Annotated in this window: 19 protein-coding genes, 1 tRNA gene and 2 other RNA genes; 11 read left to right on the forward strand and 11 right to left on the reverse strand. The window is 52.7% G+C overall.

Going from position 1 to position 19,335, the window contains the following annotated elements; all coding sequences use genetic code 11:
- Positions 1-523 precede the first annotated feature (523 nt).
- Both ETA_RS08905 and ETA_RS08910 read left to right on the forward strand, forming a co-directional pair.
- A complete protein-coding gene (locus tag ETA_RS08905) occupies positions 524-1,273 on the forward strand; it encodes a MipA/OmpV family protein (protein WP_012441295.1) in 750 nt (249 codons plus the stop codon).
- A gap of 80 nt (positions 1,274-1,353) precedes the next feature.
- On the forward strand, positions 1,354-2,205 hold the full coding sequence (locus ETA_RS08910) for an aldo/keto reductase (protein ID WP_012441296.1): 852 nt from the start codon (positions 1,354-1,356) through the stop codon (positions 2,203-2,205).
- 95 nt (positions 2,206-2,300) lie between these two features.
- Here ETA_RS08910 and ETA_RS08915 read toward each other — a convergent pair whose 3' ends face one another.
- Together ETA_RS08915 and gapA are read right to left on the reverse strand one after the other, a co-directional pair.
- Complete coding sequence (locus ETA_RS08915) at positions 2,301-3,179, reverse strand: D-hexose-6-phosphate mutarotase (RefSeq protein WP_012441297.1); 879 nt, start codon at positions 3,177-3,179, stop codon at positions 2,301-2,303.
- Between the two features lie 116 nt (positions 3,180-3,295).
- Positions 3,296-4,291 (reverse strand): glyceraldehyde-3-phosphate dehydrogenase, encoded by a 996-nt coding sequence (gapA, locus tag ETA_RS08920; protein WP_042958860.1) that lies wholly within the window; start codon positions 4,289-4,291, stop codon positions 3,296-3,298.
- 340 nt (positions 4,292-4,631) lie between these two features.
- On the opposite strand from gapA, the gene msrB reads away from it, so the two are divergent.
- On the forward strand, positions 4,632-5,042 hold the full coding sequence (msrB, locus tag ETA_RS08925; RefSeq protein ID WP_012441300.1) for a peptide-methionine (R)-S-oxide reductase MsrB: 411 nt from the start codon (positions 4,632-4,634) through the stop codon (positions 5,040-5,042).
- A gap of 10 nt (positions 5,043-5,052) precedes the next feature.
- Positions 5,053-5,331: a YeaC family protein gene (locus ETA_RS08930; protein WP_012441301.1), complete on the forward strand. Its 279-nt coding sequence runs from the start codon at positions 5,053-5,055 to the stop codon at positions 5,329-5,331.
- Positions 5,332-5,397: 66 nt separating this feature from the next.
- Here ETA_RS08930 and pncA read toward each other — a convergent pair whose 3' ends face one another.
- The 3 genes from pncA to sppA form a co-directional block, all read right to left on the reverse strand.
- The gene (gene pncA, locus ETA_RS08935; protein WP_042959304.1) at positions 5,398-6,012 is read right to left on the reverse strand and encodes a bifunctional nicotinamidase/pyrazinamidase; all 615 of its coding nucleotides are present in this window, start codon (positions 6,010-6,012) and stop codon (positions 5,398-5,400) included.
- Between the two features lie 15 nt (positions 6,013-6,027).
- Positions 6,028-7,041, reverse strand: a complete 1,014-nt coding sequence (gene ansA / locus ETA_RS08940) for an asparaginase (protein WP_012441303.1) — start codon at positions 7,039-7,041, stop codon at positions 6,028-6,030.
- Between the two features lie 122 nt (positions 7,042-7,163).
- Complete coding sequence (gene sppA, locus ETA_RS08945) at positions 7,164-9,020, reverse strand: signal peptide peptidase SppA (protein WP_012441304.1); 1,857 nt, start codon at positions 9,018-9,020, stop codon at positions 7,164-7,166.
- Between the two features lie 193 nt (positions 9,021-9,213).
- Here sppA and ETA_RS08950 point away from each other — a divergent pair, with 193 nt between their 5' ends.
- The 3 genes from ETA_RS08950 to ETA_RS08960 all read left to right on the forward strand — a co-directional run bounded on the left by ETA_RS08950 (position 9,214) and on the right by ETA_RS08960 (position 12,113).
- Positions 9,214-9,768 carry an NAD(P)H nitroreductase gene (locus tag ETA_RS08950; RefSeq protein ID WP_012441305.1) on the forward strand — a complete coding sequence of 185 codons (555 nt, stop codon included), beginning with the start codon at positions 9,214-9,216 and terminating at the stop codon, positions 9,766-9,768.
- 132 nt (positions 9,769-9,900) lie between these two features.
- Positions 9,901-11,826 (forward strand): DNA topoisomerase III, encoded by a 1,926-nt coding sequence (locus tag ETA_RS08955; RefSeq protein WP_012441306.1) that lies wholly within the window; start codon positions 9,901-9,903, stop codon positions 11,824-11,826.
- Positions 11,823-12,113 (forward strand): YnjH family protein, encoded by a 291-nt coding sequence (locus ETA_RS08960; RefSeq protein WP_012441307.1) that lies wholly within the window; start codon positions 11,823-11,825, stop codon positions 12,111-12,113. The genes ETA_RS08955 and ETA_RS08960 overlap by 4 nt, the downstream gene beginning before the upstream one ends.
- Before the next feature lie 81 nt (positions 12,114-12,194).
- Here the strand turns inward: ETA_RS08960 and xthA are convergent, their stop codons facing one another.
- On the reverse strand, positions 12,195-13,001 hold the full coding sequence (xthA, locus tag ETA_RS08965; RefSeq protein WP_012441308.1) for an exodeoxyribonuclease III: 807 nt from the start codon (positions 12,999-13,001) through the stop codon (positions 12,195-12,197).
- Positions 13,002-13,422: 421 nt separating this feature from the next.
- Here xthA and ETA_RS19925 point away from each other — a divergent pair, with 421 nt between their 5' ends.
- The 3 genes from ETA_RS19925 to ETA_RS08980 are packed head-to-tail and all read left to right on the forward strand — an operon-like array spanning position 13,423 to position 15,740.
- Positions 13,423-14,337 carry a TauD/TfdA family dioxygenase gene (locus ETA_RS19925; RefSeq protein WP_012441309.1) on the forward strand — a complete coding sequence of 305 codons (915 nt, stop codon included), beginning with the start codon at positions 13,423-13,425 and terminating at the stop codon, positions 14,335-14,337.
- 12 nt (positions 14,338-14,349) lie between these two features.
- The gene (locus ETA_RS08975; RefSeq protein WP_012441310.1) at positions 14,350-15,162 is read left to right on the forward strand and encodes a sulfite exporter TauE/SafE family protein; all 813 of its coding nucleotides are present in this window, start codon (positions 14,350-14,352) and stop codon (positions 15,160-15,162) included.
- 2 nt (positions 15,163-15,164) lie between these two features.
- Complete coding sequence (locus ETA_RS08980) at positions 15,165-15,740, forward strand: GNAT family N-acetyltransferase (protein WP_012441311.1); 576 nt, start codon at positions 15,165-15,167, stop codon at positions 15,738-15,740.
- 147 nt (positions 15,741-15,887) lie between these two features.
- Here the strand turns inward: ETA_RS08980 and ETA_RS18815 are convergent.
- The 5 genes from ETA_RS18815 to ETA_RS19230 all read right to left on the reverse strand — a co-directional run bounded on the left by ETA_RS18815 (position 15,888) and on the right by ETA_RS19230 (position 17,806).
- Positions 15,888-16,018, reverse strand: a non-coding RNA gene (locus ETA_RS18815) — RtT sRNA.
- Positions 16,019-16,057: 39 nt separating this feature from the next.
- Positions 16,058-16,188: non-coding RNA, RtT sRNA (locus tag ETA_RS18820), on the reverse strand.
- Between the two features lie 39 nt (positions 16,189-16,227).
- Positions 16,228-16,312: transfer RNA gene (locus ETA_RS08985), tRNA-Tyr, on the reverse strand.
- A gap of 145 nt (positions 16,313-16,457) precedes the next feature.
- On the reverse strand, positions 16,458-17,306 hold the full coding sequence (gene purU, locus ETA_RS08990) for a formyltetrahydrofolate deformylase (RefSeq protein WP_012441312.1): 849 nt from the start codon (positions 17,304-17,306) through the stop codon (positions 16,458-16,460).
- 38 nt (positions 17,307-17,344) lie between these two features.
- Positions 17,345-17,806 carry a YchJ family protein gene (locus ETA_RS19230; protein WP_012441313.1) on the reverse strand — a complete coding sequence of 154 codons (462 nt, stop codon included), beginning with the start codon at positions 17,804-17,806 and terminating at the stop codon, positions 17,345-17,347.
- Positions 17,807-18,179: 373 nt separating this feature from the next.
- Here ETA_RS19230 and rssB point away from each other — a divergent pair, with 373 nt between their 5' ends.
- Positions 18,180-19,193, forward strand: coding sequence for a two-component system response regulator RssB (gene rssB, locus ETA_RS09000; protein WP_012441314.1), 1,014 nt, complete (start codon positions 18,180-18,182; stop codon positions 19,191-19,193).
- Positions 19,194-19,335: the final 142 nt, after the last annotated feature.

A 19,335-nucleotide genomic window follows, 5' to 3' on the forward strand; every position in this document is an offset into this window, starting at 1 on the left:
TTTCGTTTTTATACCGTTCATACTCCGTGCTACAGGGGGCGGTTGTGGTCACCCGGAGTTGGCCTATCGGGCTTCACTCGTTATCTGCCTTGCTGTAACTCGAAAGACTTGGGTATAGCACTGGTAGCAGGAGCTTAAGAGACAACGACTCCTGAAGAATTTATATCTGAGTACAGCAACCCTTATGCCAACCTGGCGTAATTTATCGACCCGCTTTAAAAATTGTGGCTGCTGTGCCCGATAAACTGGAAAGTACATGAATAAGCTTAGAGTGCATTCAGAAAATTTCCTAATGTAGTTACTGCTTTCAAAGAAATTTCAATAACAAAGTGAAAAGGTAGCTAAGTGGCAGGTCCTGCCGTCGTGGCGTTCAGCTATCCGTTGCCCACATTCTGCACTTTTATCTCCTCCGATTTGCTCAAGATTGATTATGAGTGCTACAGTTTGTGTGGTTTTGTGACATACAAAACACTTCTTGTTTAGAATGTCAGGCTGATTGTTATATTTATAAGTTGAGCAAATTGTGAACTATTTCAAAGTTACCGCGCTTTCTGCATTTTTACCCTGTTGTTTTGTCGCTTTAGCGGCACAGGCCAATCCCTTAACGTTAGGAGCGGGCCTGATTTATAGTCAAAGCCCGTATAAAAGCGGACAGGATCGCTATTATCCCTTTCCTGTCATCAACTATGAGGGTGACAGCTTCTATGTTCGCAGTCTGCAGGCGGGGTACTACCTGTGGAAAGACCATCAGGATGAGCTGTCGCTGACCGTGTTAGGTTCACCGCAAAATTTTGACCCCGATGACGTCGACAGCGGCGATATGAAATCGCTGAATAAGCGCCGGATGACGATGATGGGCGGTCTTGCCTACCGTCATACTGCCGACTGGGGCATCGTGCGCACCGCGCTGGTGGGCGACGTGCTGAATAACAGCAACGGCATCATTTGGGATGTCACCTATCTTTATCGCTTTGAGTTTGGCCAGTTCAGCCTGACGCCGGGTATTGGTGCATTGTGGAACAGCGCAAATCAAAACCGCTATTATTACGGCATCAGCTCCGATGAATCCCGCCGCAGCGGCCTCAACAGTTACGACCCTAAAAGCAGCTGGAGCCCTTATCTTGAGCTGACCGCGGGCTGGAAGATCGATGACAACTGGAACGCGATGCTGTCCGGTCGCTATTCAAGGCTTGGCGGAGATATTAAAGACAGTCCGATGGTCGATAATAATGCACAAATGCTGCTAATGACCGGGGTGAGTTATTCGTTCTAACCCGACGCCTGCGCCCTGATTCAGGGCATTTTCCCTGGTTTGCACTTTCGTTATGCCCTGAAAAGGGGCGGGATGGTCCGATGAGCCGAACTGTCGTCTTTTCTGATGGCACCACCGTACCCGCCATTGGCCAGGGAACCTGGTTTATGGGCGAAGATGCCGCACGGCGCCGGTATGAGGTCGCCGCGTTACAGGCGGGCTTGGAGTCAGGTCTGACGCTTATCGATACGGCGGAGATGTATGCTGATGGCGGTGCTGAACGTGTGGTCGGTGACGCGCTGGACGGTCGCCGAGACCGGGCGTTTCTGGTCTCGAAAGTTTACCCATGGCACGCCGGGGAGCCAGATGCCATTGCCGCATGCGAACGCAGCCTGCGGCGTCTTAAAACCGATTATCTCGATCTTTATCTGCTGCACTGGCGCGGCAATATCCCTCTGGAAGAGACGCTCAGGGCGATGGATACTCTGCAACAGCAGGGAAAAATTCGCCGCTGGGGCGTTTCAAACTTCGATTGCGATGACCTGCAAGAGCTGCTGGCAGAAGAGGGCGGCAGGGGCTGCGCCAGCAATCAGGTGCTCTACCATCTGGCTTCACGCGGAATTGAACACGATCTGTTGCCCGAATGTCAACAGCTGGGCATGCCAGTGATGGCTTACTGTCCTCTGGCCCAGGCCGGGAGACTGCGCGGCGCGTTGATGACCCATCCCTTGCTGCATCAGCTGGCACAACAAAAGAGCATCAGCGTTGCTCAGCTTCTACTGGCCTGGGTTATTCGCCAGGACGGCGCGATCGCTATTCCAAAAGCCAGCAGCATTGCGCATATTAAGGAGAACACCGCGGCGCTGAACATCGCTTTCAGCTCTGACGAATTAGCCATGATTAATCAGGCATTTCCGCCGCCGATGTCCAGAGTGCCCCTGGACATGGTCTGAACAGCATCAGGCGGGAATAAGGTTTATCTCGCATTCAGAGGGCGCAACCGGAATGACGGGGCGCATTTTTCATGCAGTAAACGCCCCGCTGAAACTCACTTTTTGCTGCGGACCAGCAGCGTGGTTGCCAGACGGGCAGGCCGGTCGTCGGTGCTGAGCATGGGTTGACTGATGTGCGCAGTTTCCACGCACACCATCGTTTTGTAACCCTCGTTGGCCATATCTCCCATACTGCAAGATAGCTCGGCACCCGGATTCCACGTGACAACGTCACTATGGTGGTGGTGATGCACTTCTATAACTCGCTGCCCTGCCTTATCGTCAATCACGCTACAATCGGTGGGCTGGGTAAAAATACGATCCGTCCGCTGTGAGTAGGTCTGCGTACCGTCCACGGATACCCCCTCGACGCCGCCGTTGACTTTATCGATATAGCCCGGCCCCAGGCCGCTGACGGTGACGCCTGCGATATCAGCCACGGCAAAGTAGCTGTGTAGCGCGGCTGTTGCTTCAAATTCACCGTGTGCTTCCAGCTCAACTTCACAGCGTTCGCCGAAGCGGAAACGGGCAAACAGGGTGAAGTCATGCGGCCATAACTTCCTGGTTTTCTCATTGCTTTCCAGTACCAGCGTCAGCATGACGCAGCGCTCGTTCTCATCGTGCGCGGAGAGCTTCCACGGCAGATTACGGGCGAAGCCATGCGCAGGTTCGCCAGCCGGGCCAAACCAGGGCCAACAAACGGGTATGCCGCCGCGAATCGCTTTACCCTCGGTCCAGGGCGTTTTATCACTGACCCAAATGACGGGTTTTTCCCCGGCGGGCTGCCAGGCGACCAGTTGAGCCCCCTGCAACGTGACGGCTGCGCGCACCTTCGGGTGAGCGATGACAATAACCGGCAGCTCACCCATCTGACGCTGCGAGAGCCAGGGGGTTAACTGGTGGATCACCGGCAGGTTGAAGAGATTCTCGTTCACAGGTTTGCCTCTTGAAAATGAGCGATAAAAAAAGGGCGACCTGCGTCGCCCTCCGATTCGTTTCACATCCCGCCTACGAGACTGCCTGAAGCAGTTACCGCGTTGCGGCAGAGCGCTTATTTAGCGATGTGAGCAACCAGGTCCAGAACCTTGTTGGAGTAGCCTGTTTCGTTGTCGTACCAGGATACCAGCTTCACGAAGTTGTCGTTCAGCGCAATACCGGCTTTCGCGTCGAAGATAGAAGTCAGAGTTTCACCGTTGAAATCGGTAGAAACCACTTCGTCTTCAGTGTAGCCCAGAACGCCTTTCATCTCACCTTCAGCAGCGGCTTTGATCGCTGCACAAATTTCTTTGTAAGAAGCCGGTTTTTCCAGGCGAGCAGTCAGATCGACAACAGAAACGTTAGGGGTAGGAACGCGGAACGCCATACCGGTCAGTTTGCCGTTCAGCTCTGGGATCACTTTACCTACCGCTTTAGCAGCACCGGTAGAGGATGGGATGATGTTCTGGGACGCGCCACGGCCGCCGCGCCAGTCTTTGTGTGACGGGCCATCGACGGTCTTCTGGGTCGCTGTAGTCGCGTGAACGGTGGTCATCAGTGCTTCAACGATGCCGAACTTGTCGTTGATCACTTTTGCCAGCGGTGCCAGGCAGTTGGTGGTGCAAGATGCGTTAGAAACGATATCCTGACCGTCGTAAGACTTGTGGTTTACGCCCATGACGAACATTGGGGTATCATCTTTAGATGGGCCAGTCAGTACAACCTTCTTCGCGCCTGCTTCGATGTGTTTACGAGCAGTTTCGTCGGTCAGGAAGATACCGGTTGCTTCAGCAACAACATCAACACCCGCTTCGTTCCACTTCAGGTTTGCCGGATCGCGCTCAGCGGTAACACGAATGGTTTTACCGTTGACAACCAGATGGCCGTCTTTGACTTCTACGGTGCCGTTAAAACGGCCGTGAGTTGAGTCGTACTTCAGCATGTAAGCCATGTACTCTGCGTCGAGCAGATCGTTGATAGCAACGATTTCTACATCAGAACGTTCCTGAGCAGCACGGAAAACGATGCGACCGATACGGCCAAAACCGTTGATACCTACTTTGATAGTCATATATTCCACCAGCTTGTTGATAGTGAATAAAAGGTTGGTTGTAAAATTACAAAAACCTTACCAGGCGTCAAGCGGAATCGTGTCAATAGTTGCGACAAATCAATCCTCGAACAGGAATTATTCAATATAAATCCGGCTCCGTGACGCGCGGTAATATCCATTTTGGGGCAGTTTATCCTAATCTAAAGGGGGTGATGCTCGGAATGGTGATCTGCGTCACAATTTTAACCCTGACTGCGGAAGGTTATCTGACGAATGGGAAAATTTTCCCTGATGTTGTTAAGTGTTTGTTAGAATAGATGCAGTTATTAACACGTCAATCCTGCCAGAGAGTCCAAATATGGCTAAACAAGATAATTCCTCATCCCACGAAAACACCCTGACGGAAATGCAGCGCTACGTGACGCAGGAGCACGGCACTGAACCTCCCTATTCAGGTAAGCTGCTGCATAACAAGGACGAGGGCATTTACCACTGCCTGATTTGTCGTGCGCCGTTGTTTTTGTCCGACTCTAAATACGATTCCGGCTGCGGTTGGCCCAGTTTTTATCAGCCTTTCAGCCCTGAGGCTATCCGCTATCTTGAGGATGACAGCCACGGTATGCAGCGCGTCGAAATACGCTGCGGCAGCTGTGATGCGCACCTGGGGCACGTATTTCCGGATGGCCCACAGCCGACCGGCGAACGGTTTTGTGTCAATTCAGCCTCACTAAGTTTTACCGATGATAACGGCAATAAAACGTTGGGCTAAAGGAGACAGGATGCAACTGGATGAGATGATTGCCGGCATGACGCAGGAGGTCTACCAGCGTCTGGTCACCGCCGTAGAAACCGGTAAGTGGGCCGATGGCGTCGCGCTGACCCCGGAGCAGAAAGAGCACAGCCTACAGCTGGTGCTGCTGTGGCAGGCGCACAACAACGACGATCCGCAGCATATGAGCGTGGCAAAGGGGGGAGAGATAGTGATGAAGAGTAAAAAACAGCTGAAAGAGGAGTTCGGCATCCGCGATGAAGCCGTCACGCGGATCCGGCTACGGTAGATTATTCCTCCAGGAATAATTTGCGCTAACCATAACGGGATCGGCTGACGCGACCCCGTATGGTGCTTACATCAGGCTGGCACCTGCCTGAACCATGTCTGTTAGGGCGTTCCGACTGTCGTCTGGGTGCAGATTGACCCCGCGACAGCCCTCGGCCACCACGGTGACCTGATAACCCAGCGCCAGGGCGTCCAGCACGCTAAATTTAACGCAGTAGTCGGTAGCCAGACCCATTATCGTGAGTGCCGTCACGCCGTGCTCCTTCAGCCAGCCGTCCAGCACGGTTTGTTGGCGATGGCCATTATCATAAAACGCACTGTAGCTATCGATTTCCGCATTCTCACCTTTGTGTACCAGCAGGTCGATCGCCGCACGATCCAGTGCCGGGTGCAGCTGCGCGCCGTCGCTGTGTTGTACGCAGTGGTCCGGCCACCATATCTGCGGCAAACCGTGCAGTTGGCCAAGGGTGCCCGGCGTTGTTCCGGCACTGGAGGCGAAACTGCCGTGCCCCGCAGGGTGCCAGTCGAGCGTGGCTATCACCGTTTCGCCGCGCTGCTGAAACTCTGCGGCAAGGCGGTTAGCTACGGCAATGGTCTGTTCTCCCTCACGCACCGCCAGCGCACCGCCGGAACAAAAGTCATTTTGCAGGTCGATTAACAACAGCGCCTGGCGTCCACGCATCGTCATATTATTTCCTCAGTCAGGGGTTAACTCGCCGCGCAGATTTTGCTTCATCAACTGGCGGATTTCATCGCTGGTCAAATCCTGGCTCAGCAGATAATGCAGCTTGGTCAGCGTAGCTTCGACGGTTAAATCGGCTCCGCTCACCACGCCCGCATGCGCCAGCGCATTCCCGGTGGCGTAGCCTCCCATATTGACCTTACCGGACATACACTGGGTGAGATTGACCACCACAATGCCGCGTTCGTTAGCGGCCTTCAGCTCCTGAAGAAACGCTTTGTTCTGCGGCGCATTGCCAACGCCATAAGAGCGCAGGATCAACGCTTTTACCGGCTGTTGCAGGAAATTTCGCACCACTTCGGCTGAAATTCCCGGATAGAGCGTGACCACGCCGATTGGCTGCGGAGTAATGTGATGAACCACAAGCTCACCCCCACCCGTTGGGGCAGGAGCGGTGTTCAGGCGGCGGATATGGATCCCTGCTTCCAGCAGCGGTGCAAGATTGGGCGAGGCGAAAGCATTAAAGCCGTCGGCATGAGCCTTAGTGGTACGATTACCGCGGTATAGTGTGTTATTGAAAAACAGCGTCACTTCGTTGATCGGATAGTTAGCGGCGACGAACAGTGAATTTAACAAATTCTGCTGTCCATCGGAGCGAAGCTGCTCAAGCGGGATTTGTGACCCTGTCACAATCACCGGCTTGGCCAGGTTTTCCAGCATAAACGAGAGCGCTGAGGCGGTGAATGCCATCGTGTCGGTGCCGTGCAGGATAACAAACCCATCGTAACGATCGTAATTTTGCCGTATATCGTCGGCGATGATCTGCCAGTCCTGCGGCGTCATATCCGAAGAATCAATCAGGGGCTGATATTCATGGATGGTGAAATCAGGCATTTCTGGCCGATGAAATTCCGGCATGTTGGCGAGCTGGTGCTGAAGATGGCCGGAAACCGGAACAAAGCCATGCTCGGAGCGCTGCATGCCGATAGTGCCGCCCGTGTAGGCAACGTAAATGGATTTCTTTTGCATTGATCAACTCGGTCATAACTAAAAGGGCGCAGTATAAGGGGAAAGTATAAGGAAAGCAGCCCGACCAGTGGCGGTCGGGCTTAATTGACGTCACACAATTGACTATTGCGTGACGCAGCTGATTATTTCACGTCACCGCAATTCAGGCAGAGAGCATAGCGGTTCTGCGGATCGTTAAGGTTATCCATCAGGCCGGGCTGTTTCTGCATCGCTGACATCACATCTATCACCGGCGCGGGGAAATATGCCTTCAGGGTTGCCGGCAGTGCTGCATGAACAGAAACCTGCATCTGGTTGAACAGCATGTCCAGCAGGCTTGGATCATCCTGATACCAGCTCAACTGAGGCTTGCTCAACTTTGCCAGCTCTGCTGCTTTGGCTACCGCATCATCGAAATCACCCAGCGCATCGACCAGGCCATTAGCTTTAGCATCATTGCCGGTCCAGACGTGTCCCTGGGCTATCCGATCGATCTCCACAGGCGTTTTATTACGTGATTTTGCAACCAGACCAATAAAGTTCTGATAGCCCTTATCGATACTCAGCTGCATCATCTGCTGTACTTCCGACGGCAGGGCCTTAGTGCTGGCAACGTCCGCCAGCGGCGACGTCGCCACGCCGTCAGTATGGACACCAATGGCATCCAGCGAGTTCTCCACGGTGTTAATCACGCCGAAGATACCGATAGAGCCGGTTAACGTCGCCGGGCTGGCAATCACATAATTGGCGGGCGTGGATACCCAATAGCCGCCGGAGGCAGCCATACCGCCCATAGAAACGACCACCGGCTTGCCGGCGTCTTTCGCCGCCGCCAGCTCTTCACGAATGGTTTCGGACGCCGTTACGCTGCCCCCAGGGCTGTTAACGCGGAAGACAATGGCTTTAATCTTTGGATCAAGACGCGCCGAGCGGATTTCCAGGGCCGTGGTATCTGCGCCAACGCTGCCGGGGGCTTCTTCCCCATCCATGATCGCTCCGCTGGCCAGGATCACCGCCACATTACCGTCGACGGTGTTGGCATCTTTCATCCGATAGTCATAGATGCTGGTGCCACGATAGTTCTTCGCCTCTTTATCCCAGCCGAAGGTTTTAACCAGATCGCGTTCGACCAGAGAGGAAGAAGCCAGCTGGTCAACCAGTTTGTTGTCCTTCGCATACTGAGCGGTATCGCCCCCTAACTTTTTCAGGGAGTCAAGTACGCCCTGTGCGCCAGGGAAGACCTGATTTGGCGTAATCTGGCGGTTTGCGGCCAGCGTGTTCAGGTAGTTTTCCCACAGTTCACCCACCCAGCGGCCGTCGGCATCGCGTGCTGCCGGAGACATATCGTCACGCAGGAAAGGCTCTACCGCCGACTTATACGTACCGACGCGGAAGACGTGAGAGCTGATCTTTAGCTTGTCAATCAGCGTCTTGTAATACAGGCTGTTAGTGGCAAAACCATGAAGATCAACGTTACCCTGCGGTGAGAGATAAATTTTGTTGGCGAAACTTGCCAGGTAGTACTGCGCCTGGCTGTAGCTTTCTCCGGTGGCGAAGATCGGCTTACCGCTATCACGGAATTCACGCAGCGTCTTGCCTATGTACTGCAACGATGGCTGATCGGCCCCGCCGAAATTCCGCAGGTCGAGCACCATGCCGGTGATATTGTCATCGCCTTTTGCCTGACGAATCGCATCTACGATATCAAATAGCGAGTTTTCCTTCAGTGGATCGTTGCCGGCGCCCAGCAGCTGGCGACTGATCCTGCTCATTTTGTTACTGACGGTGGGCTTATCGACCACCACACCACTCAGATCGACAATCAGTGCGCCTTTCTGCGTATCCGCTGCCGTGCTGGCGCTGTGAAACTGGAACCAGATCCCCGCAGCGACAACAATCAGCAGGACCAGGAATAGGTTAAGAATACATTCGCGCACAAAATTCAGTACCCGCCATGACCACTTAAAGATAGTAGCGATAATTCGCCATAATACGTGCATAGTCTCTCCATAATGGCAATCAAATGCCCGGTAGGGGAATGCTTTGTCGCATGGCACTCACAAAACCGGGCCGTAATGCTTCACATCCTAATTAGCAGGGGCGGAATTGTCAGCAGGAAAAAGCGCAATGCTGTAACAAAACATCATCCTGTGCTAGTTTCTGCCGTGGACAAATCGTTAACAGGAGGACTCAATGGATGCTCTGGAATTATTGATCAACCGCCGCTCTGCATCCCGACTGGCTGAGCCCGCGCCCTCTGGCGAGGCCCTGCAGAACATTTTACGTGCAGGTTTGCGGGCACCCGATCACGGCACGCTCAAGCCCTGGCGTTTTACCATTATAGAAAAAGAGGGGCGCGACCGTTTTAGCGCGTTGCTGGAGAAGCTGGCGCGCGACGAGCAGCAGGACGAGAAAGCCATAGAGAAAGCGCAGCGTGCGCCTTATCGGGCTCCGATGATCATTACCGTGGTGGCTCATTGTGAAGATCACCCAAAAGTACCGCGCTGGGAACAGCTGGTTTCCGCAGGATGTGCGGTGATGGCAATGCAAATGGCGGCCGCCGCGCAGGGATTTAACGGGATCTGGCGCAGCGGTGCATGGACTGAAGCACAGCCGGTGCGTGAGGCGTTTAACTGCCGCGCCCAGGATGCGATAGTCGGTTTCCTCTATCTGGGAACGCCGCAGCTCAAATCGTCAGCCAGTGTCGTGCCGCCGCCTGACGGCTCCTCCCTGATCGACTATTTTTAAATGATATTTACGGTCTGTAAACGATGTGCCTGTCGCCTGAAACGCGCACGGGCATGGCCAGCGCCGATATCCGTTGCGCTGGCCGGAAAAGCCACTATTCATACCAAACACTGAGCAGGAAGTTCCCCCCGGATGCGTTTGTTTATTGCCGAAAAACCCAGTCTTGCCCGCGCCATTGCGGATGTCCTGCCGAAACCCCACCGCCGTGGTGACGGATATATTGCCTGTGGCGGCGATCAGGTCGTCACCTGGTGCGTCGGCCACCTGCTGGAGCAGGCGCAGCCCGACAGCTATAACAGCCGTTTTGCGCGCTGGTCATTAGCGGACTTGCCGATTGTGCCGGAAAAATGGCGCTTGCAGCCTCGCCCCTCGGTGGCAAAACAGCTCAACGTGATCAAAGGGCTGCTTGAGCAGGCCAGCGTGGTGGTTCATGCGGGAGACCCGGACCGCGAAGGTCAGCTGCTGGTCGATGAAGTGCTTGACTACCTGACGTTACCGGCCGAAAAGCGGGCGCAGGTGCAGCGCTGCCTGATCAATGACCTCAATCCCCAGGCGGTGGAAAGGGCGATCGGGCGGCTGCGTGAAAATCGCGAGTTTATTCCGCTGTGCGTTTCTGCCCTGGCGCGCGCGCGTGCCGACTGGCTGTACGGCATCAATATGACGCGAGCCTACACGTTGTTAGGGCGCAATGCCGGATATGATGGCGTGCTCTCCGTTGGGCGCGTTCAGACTCCGGTGCTGGGGCTGGTAGTGCGCCGCGATGAAGATATCGAAAACTTCGTAGCGAAGGACTTCTTTGAAGTGAGGGCGCATATCGTCACGCCCGCGGATGAGCGCTTTGTTGCCCTCTGGCAGCCGAGCGACTCCTGCGAGCCTTATCAGGATGAAGAAGGGCGTTTGTTGCATCGTCCGCTGGCCGAGCACGTGGTGGCACGGATTAACGGGCAGCCCGCGCATGTCACCAGCTACAATGATAAGCGCGAAAATGATACGCCGCCTTTGCCGTTCTCACTCTCTGCTCTACAGATTGAGGCGGGCAAACGCTTTGGGCTCAGCGCGCAGACGGTGCTGGATACCTGCCAGCGCCTGTACGAAACCCATAAGCTGATTACCTATCCGCGTTCAGACAGTCGCTACCTGCCCGATGAACACTTTGCCGGGCGTCATGCGGTGCTGAATGCGATCAATCTGCATCAGCCGGACCTGTCAGCACCGACCGATTTTAACAGCGACCAAAAAAACCGCTGTTGGGATGACAAAAAGGTCGATGCACACCATGCGATTATCCCGACCGCGCGCAGCGGTCAGGTCAGGCTGACGGATAATGAAGGGCAGATCTATCGCCTGATCGCCACCCAGTATCTGATGCAGTTCTGCCCTGATGCGGTTTATCGCAAATGTGTTATCGAGCTGGATATTGCCGGGGGGAAATTCCTTGCCAAAGCGCGCTTCCTGGCAGAGGCCGGCTGGCGTGCGCTGCTTGGCAGCAAGGAGCGTGATGAAGAAAATGACGGCACGCCACTGCCGGTGGTGGCAAAAGGGGATGCGCTGTTATGCGAGCGCGGAGAAGTGCTGGAAAAACAAACCCAGCCACCGCGCCCCTTCACCGACGCTACGCTGCTGTCGGCCATGACCGGGATAGCACGATTTGTGCAGGATAAAGATCTCAAGAAAGTGCTGCGTGCGACCGATGGTTTAGGCACGGAGGCAACGCGCGCCGGGATTATTGAACTGTTATTTAAGAGAACGTTTCTCTTTAAGAAGGGGCGTTACATTCACTCCAGCCCGGCCGGGCGCGCGTTGATCCACTCTTTGCCAGAGATGGCGGCCCGTCCGGATATGACCGCGCAGTGGGAATCCACCCTGACAAAAATCAGCGAGAAGCAGTGTCGTTATCAGGACTTTATGTCACCTCTGGTAGAAACGTTGCACAGCCTGATCCATCAGGCCCGGCAGCAGCCCGCCGCCCATGCGTTTCGCGGACTGCCGCCTCCGGCATCGGACAAAGTGAAAAAGACCCGTCGTAAAACGACGAAAAAGAAGGAAAGTGAAGCATGAAACGGCATCTGACGTGGATATTTTTGCTGGGTATAAGTGCGCCGGTACTGGCCGAGCATTATGTCGGTAGCGGGGGGGGAAATACCGATGTGGTGGTGAATATGCCGCCTGAGGTCTGGTCGCGGGGAGAGAGTAACCCACGGCCGCCATGCCAGCGCTGCTGCATCTATGACAACCGTAATTACACCGAAGGGGCGGTACTGAAAAGTGAAGGCGTATTGTTACAGTGCGTGCGCGATGAAGATTCACTGGGCACCGATAACCTTATCTGGCGTAGGGTGAAATAATCACGGCATGCCGCCGGATGCGGGAGTGCAGGCCTATACGCCTGCATCCGTATCCGGCATTGTTTACCCGTTACCGGGAAATTACAGGCTGAACTGCGCCCAGATAGGGGCATGGTCCGAGGGCTTTTCCATCGCGCGAATGTCGTAATCAATTCCGGTCGCGACACAGCGACCGGCCAGCGGTCTGCTGGCCAGTATCAGGTCAATGCGCAGCCCGCGATTGTCATCAAAGCCCTTTGATCGATAATCGAACCAGGAAAAACGATCGTTTACTTCCGCATTCTGCGCGCGCCAGGTATCGACTAATCCCCAGTTCATCAGGCGATCCATCCACTCGCGCTCCTCCGGCAGAAATGAACATTTCCCGGTACGAAGCCAGCGTTTGCGATTGACTTCACCGATGCCAATATCCAGGTCACTGCTGCTGATATTCATATCCCCCATAATCACTACCTGATTATCGGCTTTCTGCTGCTGCTCGAGGTAACTTTGCAGATCGCGGTAGAATTTCTCCTTTGCCGGGAATTTTGTCGGATGGTCACGGCTTTCTCCCTGAGGGAAGTAGCCGTTGAGCACCGTGATCACCCCGTCAGAAGTCGGGATATCGGCCATGATAATGCGGCGCTGCGCGTCTTCATCGTCGCCTTCAAAGCCACGTCGCACGGCAATCGGCTGCTGTTTGCATAACATCGCTACGCCGTAATGGCCCTTTTGGCCGTGATAGAAGACGTGATAGCCAAGACTGGCCACCTCTTCCAGGGGAAACATATCGTCATGGACTTTTGTTTCCTGAAGGCCAATAACATCCGGCTGATGCTGTTCAACAATCGCCTGCAGCTGATGAGGGCGGGCACGCAGCCCATTGATATTAAAAGAAACAAATTTCATAGTACGGGCCGTTTTGCCGGGTAAAAGATGGCCAAATGGTAGCAGAATATCGCCTGATAAAGAAATGCTCCCGTTCCACGGTGAGAAGATCCTCGGTGGTTTTGCCCCAGAGCCGGAGCAGGGTGGGATCGGTGTGTATTATCCCACTGCCAGAATTTTCTTTGTAAATGTTATGTAAATGAGAATTTTAGTTTCATTTATCAAATAAATTTAAGATATTACTTCTGGTTTTGTCCTCGCATCTTGATAGTTATCATGTCCATAGGTATTGTCTTAATCTTAAGTTGCTCTATGTGTATGAACATAATCATTTTTATTTTTTTAATTAAGTTTACCTGTCGGGTGAATGATTAGATTTCTCCATGGGTAGAAAACAATAACAAAAACATTTTTAATGTGAATTAGGGTTAAGGAAAGCTGTGTGAAGAATGAACTTATACTGTCAAGAGCCGATCAAATTCGTGGGGTGCTTCCTGTACCCATAGATGATTTCCGAAAGCGACTTGATGACGAATGCTATATTATATGGAAGTTGCCGCAGTTCAACGCAGAAGAAATCACCGAAACACCGGTGGTTCCCTCCTATGCAAATTATATCGAGTCCAAAAATACCGACTTACATGGCGCTTATCTCTCTGCACATTTAGAAGCGGGTCTATGGCCGGTGGTCTATCAGGGTGAAAACGATGGGCACCTGATCCGCCATGTTTGTCCGATGATGCAGGCAGAGGATAAAATCAGCTCGCAGGGGGCCAAATATGATTTTTATCCGCATGTCGATAATCCCGATCTTGTCATAAGCGGAGAGGCAGCTTCCCAGACGCTAGGCGGTTGTCCTGATACCTTAACCCTGCTGTGTTTACGCAAACAACAGGGTGTAAACACCAGCTTGCTGAAACTTGACCAGGTTCTTTCCGCGCTTCCCGCCGATGTCAAAAATACGCTGTCAAAACCCCTTTTTAAGATCAAAAGGCCGGCAAGTTTTGCCGAAGAGGCTTTGATTGAGGGCGTTCCGGTCATCGTAAAAGATAAGGGTGTCTGGTACTCTCGTTTTGACTGGCATAATACTATCGGCATGACGCTTGAAGCGGAATCAGCGCTGGAAAAAATGCGCTTTGTCACGCTAGAACGCGATCTCTGGTTTACCGTTCCCCTCGAGCCCGGCGATGCCGTGACCTTCTTAAATCAAAGAACGATGCACACACGTAATGCTTTTGAACCCCGTTTTGATGGTACGGACCGATGGCTTCTGCGTGTTTTTTGTATGAAAACACGGCCGACGGAAACACAGCTGCTCGAACCTTCTCATTGCCTCCACCATTTACGCACACTATAACGGTATATATTCATGTTTGATTTAATTGACTCCTCAATGTTTATTGAGGGAAGCATTATCGCGAAATATTTAATTCTTGGAGTATTTCTGTTAGTGATTGCCTCGTTTGTCGCCGGATATATAGATGCCATCGCCGGCGGAGCGGGGCTGATCTTAATACCTGCGTTTATTCTGACCGGTTTACCGCCACAGCTGGCGTTAGGTCAGGAAAAACTTGTAAGCACCATTGGCACCGTCGCAGCTATCAAAAACTTTGTAAAAAACAAATCGGTGATCTGGTCAGTCGTACCGGCCGGGCTCATCTCTGCGCTGGCGGGGGCCTACGTCGGTGCCAAGGTGATCCTGCTGCTCCCCGCAGAAACGCTCTCTATGGTTATCGTTGGGTTGCTGCCCGTTGGGCTGATCGCGGCGACGGTCAAAGGGAAAATCAAAAAATCTGCGGAAAATCAGGTGAAAACCAATTTTCTGGCGATCTTTGTTGTCTGTTTTATCGTCGGTTTTTATGACGGTTTTTTTGGACCGGGCACGGGGAGTCTTTTTATTATTGCACTGGCGTTAATCAATAAATTCGGTTTGCTACAGGCTTCTGCCACAAGTAAAATTTTTAATTTCTCATCAAATATTGGTGCCTTCGTCGCTTTTGCTATAGCCGGAAAAATGGCGTATCTGATAGGTATTCCCATGATCTTCGGTAGCCTTTTGGGTAACCATATCGGGAGTATTCACGCCATAAAAACCAATGGCGAAATAATCCGCAAAGTTCTGTTTTTCACGGTTGGCATAATGATGGTGACGCTATCAGTTAAATATTTTACCGGGGCCTAGTCATGAAAATGAAAATTGAAGATATTGATGTCCGCCTCGCGACAAGCAGCGATATTCCTGGGGTAAAACAACTGCTTGAGCGCTACCATGTAAAGAATCTGGAGGGTGAAAAGCGGGCAGATGGTTTTGTCACTACGGATATGACGGAACAGCAGCTGAATGAACTGTGCGCCACTGAGCAGGGTGTGGTTATTGCCGAGGACAGGGCGAATGAAAAAATCGTTGGGCTGCTGCTGGGGGCATCATGGCAGTTTTTAAAACCGTGGCCGATGTTCGATTTTATGGCATCGATACTGAATGACTATACTTTTCAGGGTAAGAGGCTGGATGCTAAAACCTCTTATCAGTACGGTCCGATTTGTGTCGCAGAGGAATATCGTGGCTATGGAATCGGTGAGTTAATATTAGCCCACCAACGGCAGGTTTTTGCGGCGCGCTATTCGGTCATTGTCACATTTGTAAATGTGCTAAACCCCCGCTCTTACGCTTTCCATCTGCGCAATAAATTTGAGGATGTTGGGTTCTTTAACTTCAATGGTAACAAGTACCATATGATGGCATTACCCACTTTGGCCTGACGACTTTAAGCCCAGGGATCATCACTGGGCTCTTATGCCACTCTTGATTATCCAGTCGACTCAAACCTTCGGGTCGACGCTTCTCATCCTTCTCCATGGGGAGTATCAAGGTATGCAGTGGATTTGGATCTTGGAGGATATCTGAAATGGTGGTGGGGGAAGGATAACGCGTCACTGCGTTCCTCGCCCTGCGGGCCGCCATTGCATGGCGTTGTCTCACTGCGTTCGACTCAAACCTTCGGGTCGACGCTTCTCATCCTTCCCCATGGGGAGTATCAAGGTATGCAGTGGATTTTAATCTAGGAGGATATCTGAAATGGTGGTGGGGGAAGGATAACACGTCACTGCGTTCCTCGCCCTGCGGGCCGCCATTGCATGGCGTTGTCTCACTGCGTTCGACTCAAACCTTCGGGTCGAAGCTTCTCATCCTTCCCCATGGGGAATATCAAGGTATGCAGTGGATTTGAATCTTGGAGGATATCTGAAATGGTGGTGGGGGAAGGATTCGAACCTTCGAAGTCGATGACGGCAGATTTACAGTCTGCTCCCTTTGGCCGCTCGGGAACCCCACCACTGGCCTTGCTTGCTGTGCTTGTTAAGCGGGGTGCATCATATCAAATGATGACACCCTGTAAAGCCCGATATGAGGCATCGCGGTGCGTTTGCCGTTTTTTTACCCATGATGCTGTTTTGTCAGACAAAACAGCATCGTCAGCATCAAAGAATGATAGTGCGGTTGCCGTAAACAAATACGCGCTGGGCCAGAACCTGATACAGAGCACGGCTTAACGCATTCTTCTCAACGTCACGACCGGCCAGCATCATATCCTCCGCCGAATAGGTGTGATCGACATGAATGACGTCCTGCATAATGATCGGGCCTTCATCAAGATTATCATTCACGTAGTGCGCGGTGGCGCCAATGATCTTCACCCCCCGCTCGTATGCCTGGTGATAAGGGCGCGCGCCGATAAATGCCGGGAGGAAAGAGTGGTGAATGTTGATGATCTGGTTTGGGTAGCGCTGCACAAATGCCGGCGTTAATACACGCATATATTTTGCCAGCACGACATAATCCGGCTGGTAACGGTCAATCTCGGCCGCCATATTATTGTCATGTTCTTCACGCGTTAGCCCTTCATGGCTGGCGAGAATGAAGGGAACGTCAAAGCGCTCAACCAGTTTGCGCAGCGTTTCGTGATTGCCAATGACCGCAGCAATTTCCACGTCCAGGCCGCCATAGGCGCTTTTCATCAGCAGGTCGCCCAGACAATGCGCCTCTTTGGTGACCAGAATGACGATCCGGCGGCGGCCGGCAGGGTGCAGTTCACGCACTGAACCCGCGGGCAAGGCCCCGTCGAGATCGGTCAGTAGCGTACCGTCATTGAAAATGCCTTCCAGCTCGGTTCGCATAAAGAAGCGGCCGGTTCGGTGATCGACAAATTCATTGTTTTGCACGATGTTCAGCTCGTGTTTGTAACAGATGTTGGTGATTTTAGCGATCAGCCCTTTAGCGTCCGGGCAGATGGTGCGTAGAACTTTTCGTTGCGGTATTTGCGCTTGCATTGCGATGGTGATCCTGTCGATACAAAGGGAAATCAGGGTCAATGTTGACCACAGCACTTCTTATATTTTTTTCCAGAGCCGCAAGGACACCGGTCATTGCGTCCCGTAGGCGGAAAGGTTCCGTCAATATAATACCAGCGTTGCTCCTCTCGAAGAAAGCGCGAACGCTCGTGAAGAAAACTTTGCTGCTTATTTTCAGAGAAGCGGGCAAAAAACGTGACATATCCCGTGTCCTGATCGGAAAGGACTTCGGTGGATATCACTCTGAGCCCGTGCCAGCGCGTGTTGGAAAAACTCTCTTCCAGGCTGGCGGCAAAATTTTGCGCATTGCAGGAAGGGTGCCAGCTCGCAATCAAATAAGGTAAATTCTGTTGGGCATAGGCGCAGTAGCGTGAGCGCATTAAGGCTTCAGGCGTATCGGGATACGCGCCTCCCCTTAGATACGGTCCGCAACATACGCTATACTGCAATTCGCTACCGCAAGGACAATTTTCAGACACGTTGACTCCGGAAGTTTAAAAAAATGCCTTACATTCAGTTTTCATGGTACCCGAGCACGCCCGGTGATGCCATTTTGTTCGTTAAAATCATCACCACAGCGCAATGATACGGGATAAAAACGGTGGGCCGCGGGTGAGGGGTGCTGCTAAAAGAGGTGCTCCCGCATCGCCCCAAAACCCAGTCCACGCCGAGATGAACCTGAGCAGGCGGTCAGGTTCATCGTTGATCCACATGGGGCCTGAACTAACGTGCCGGTGTTGGATAACTCATAATAAAATTCGGTCTGTAAAGCATGCAGTTTAGCGTTATGCGAAGAGGCGAAAAGCCCGTTTATAGACCACTATTGATGTATCTTTTATGCAGGGGGAAACAATGGAAAAACCACTAACGGGCAAACGAATCCTCATCGTTGAGGACGAGGCCGTTTTCCGTTCCCTTCTGGAAAATTTCGTCAGCGAGCTGGGCGCGCAGGTGACTCTCGCAGACGATGGTCTGCATGCCATTCAGTGTATGTCACGTTCGGCCCCGGATCTGATCATTTGCGATCTGGCGATGCCGCGCATGAACGGCATTAAAATGGTTGAGCATATACGCAGCACGGGAAACACCGTCCCGATCCTGGTTATTTCTGCTACTAACAATATGGCGGATATTGCTCATATATTGCGTCTGGGCGTGCAGGATGTGCTGCTAAAGCCGATTAAAGATCTTGCCCGTCTGCGGGAAGCAATCTTCGAATGCCTTTATCCCTCAATGTTTACTTCAAAAGTGGAAGAAGATGAGCAGCTTTTTCAAGACTGGGGTGCGCTGGTTAACGATCCGCAGGCCGCGGCCAAATTACTGAAACAGCTTCAGCCTCCGGTCCAACAAACGATTGCCAACTGCCGCATCAACTATCGCCAGCTAACAATGGCCGAGCAGCCCGGGCTGGTCCTGGATATCGCTGCGCTTTCTGATAAAGACCTGGCCTTTTATTGTCTGGATGTGACGCGAGCGGGTGATAATGGCGTGCTCGCCGCCTTGCTGCTGCGCGCGCTGTTTAACGGCCTACTCCAGGAACAGTTGTCGGGACAGGGGCAGCGTTTGCCAGAATTGGGCGGTTTGTTAAATCAGGTTAATCTGCTGTTGCGTCAGGCTAATCTCCAGGGGCAGTTCCCGCTGCTGGTGGGTTATTACCATCAGGGGTTAAAAAACCTGATCCTGGTCTCCGCTGGGCTGAATGCCACGCTCAATATCCATAGCCATCAAATCAAACTAAGCAACGGGGTGCCTCTTGGTACGCTCGGCAGCACGCATTTCAATCAGATCAGTCAGCATAGCGATGACTGGCAGTGTCAGGTCTGGGGTGCTGGCGGACGTTTACGCCTCATGTTGTCTACGAAATAAACATATACCCACATTTTTTTAGCGGCGTGCGCAGACAGGGCCAGTTATAAGCTTTAAAATTGGGCAATAGTCTTAAATTACTATTAATTGCTCTAACCAGGATAAATCCGCGTGGGTTCAACTGGTATACTCACTTCGTTTT

This window comes from Erwinia tasmaniensis Et1/99, assembly GCF_000026185.1.
In the GTDB taxonomy this organism is placed as follows: Bacteria; Pseudomonadota; Gammaproteobacteria; order Enterobacterales; family Enterobacteriaceae; genus Erwinia; species Erwinia tasmaniensis.

Excerpts from the sequence above, each read along its gene's own strand:
- ETA_RS08980 (WP_012441311.1), top strand. The coding sequence starts at position 15,165 with ATGAAAATGAAAATTGAAGATATTGATGTCCGCCTCGCGACAAGCAGC.
- ansA (WP_012441303.1), bottom strand. The coding sequence starts at position 7,041 with ATGCAAAAGAAATCCATTTACGTTGCCTACACGGGCGGCACTATCGGC.
- xthA (WP_012441308.1), bottom strand. The coding sequence starts at position 13,001 with ATGAAATTTGTTTCTTTTAATATCAATGGGCTGCGTGCCCGCCCTCAT.
- ETA_RS08960 (WP_012441307.1), top strand. The coding sequence starts at position 11,823 with ATGAAACGGCATCTGACGTGGATATTTTTGCTGGGTATAAGTGCGCCG.
- sppA (WP_012441304.1), bottom strand. The coding sequence starts at position 9,020 with ATGCACGTATTATGGCGAATTATCGCTACTATCTTTAAGTGGTCATGG.
- rssB (WP_012441314.1), top strand. The coding sequence starts at position 18,180 with ATGGAAAAACCACTAACGGGCAAACGAATCCTCATCGTTGAGGACGAG.
- ETA_RS08950 (WP_012441305.1), top strand. The coding sequence starts at position 9,214 with ATGGATGCTCTGGAATTATTGATCAACCGCCGCTCTGCATCCCGACTG.
- msrB (WP_012441300.1), top strand. The coding sequence starts at position 4,632 with ATGGCTAAACAAGATAATTCCTCATCCCACGAAAACACCCTGACGGAA.
- ETA_RS08930 (WP_012441301.1), top strand. The coding sequence starts at position 5,053 with ATGCAACTGGATGAGATGATTGCCGGCATGACGCAGGAGGTCTACCAG.
- gapA (WP_042958860.1), bottom strand. The coding sequence starts at position 4,291 with ATGACTATCAAAGTAGGTATCAACGGTTTTGGCCGTATCGGTCGCATC.
- purU (WP_012441312.1), bottom strand. The coding sequence starts at position 17,306 with ATGCAAGCGCAAATACCGCAACGAAAAGTTCTACGCACCATCTGCCCG.
- ETA_RS08955 (WP_012441306.1), top strand. The coding sequence starts at position 9,901 with ATGCGTTTGTTTATTGCCGAAAAACCCAGTCTTGCCCGCGCCATTGCG.
- ETA_RS08975 (WP_012441310.1), top strand. The coding sequence starts at position 14,350 with ATGTTTGATTTAATTGACTCCTCAATGTTTATTGAGGGAAGCATTATC.
- pncA (WP_042959304.1), bottom strand. The coding sequence starts at position 6,012 with ATGCGTGGACGCCAGGCGCTGTTGTTAATCGACCTGCAAAATGACTTT.
- ETA_RS08910 (WP_012441296.1), top strand. The coding sequence starts at position 1,354 with ATGAGCCGAACTGTCGTCTTTTCTGATGGCACCACCGTACCCGCCATT.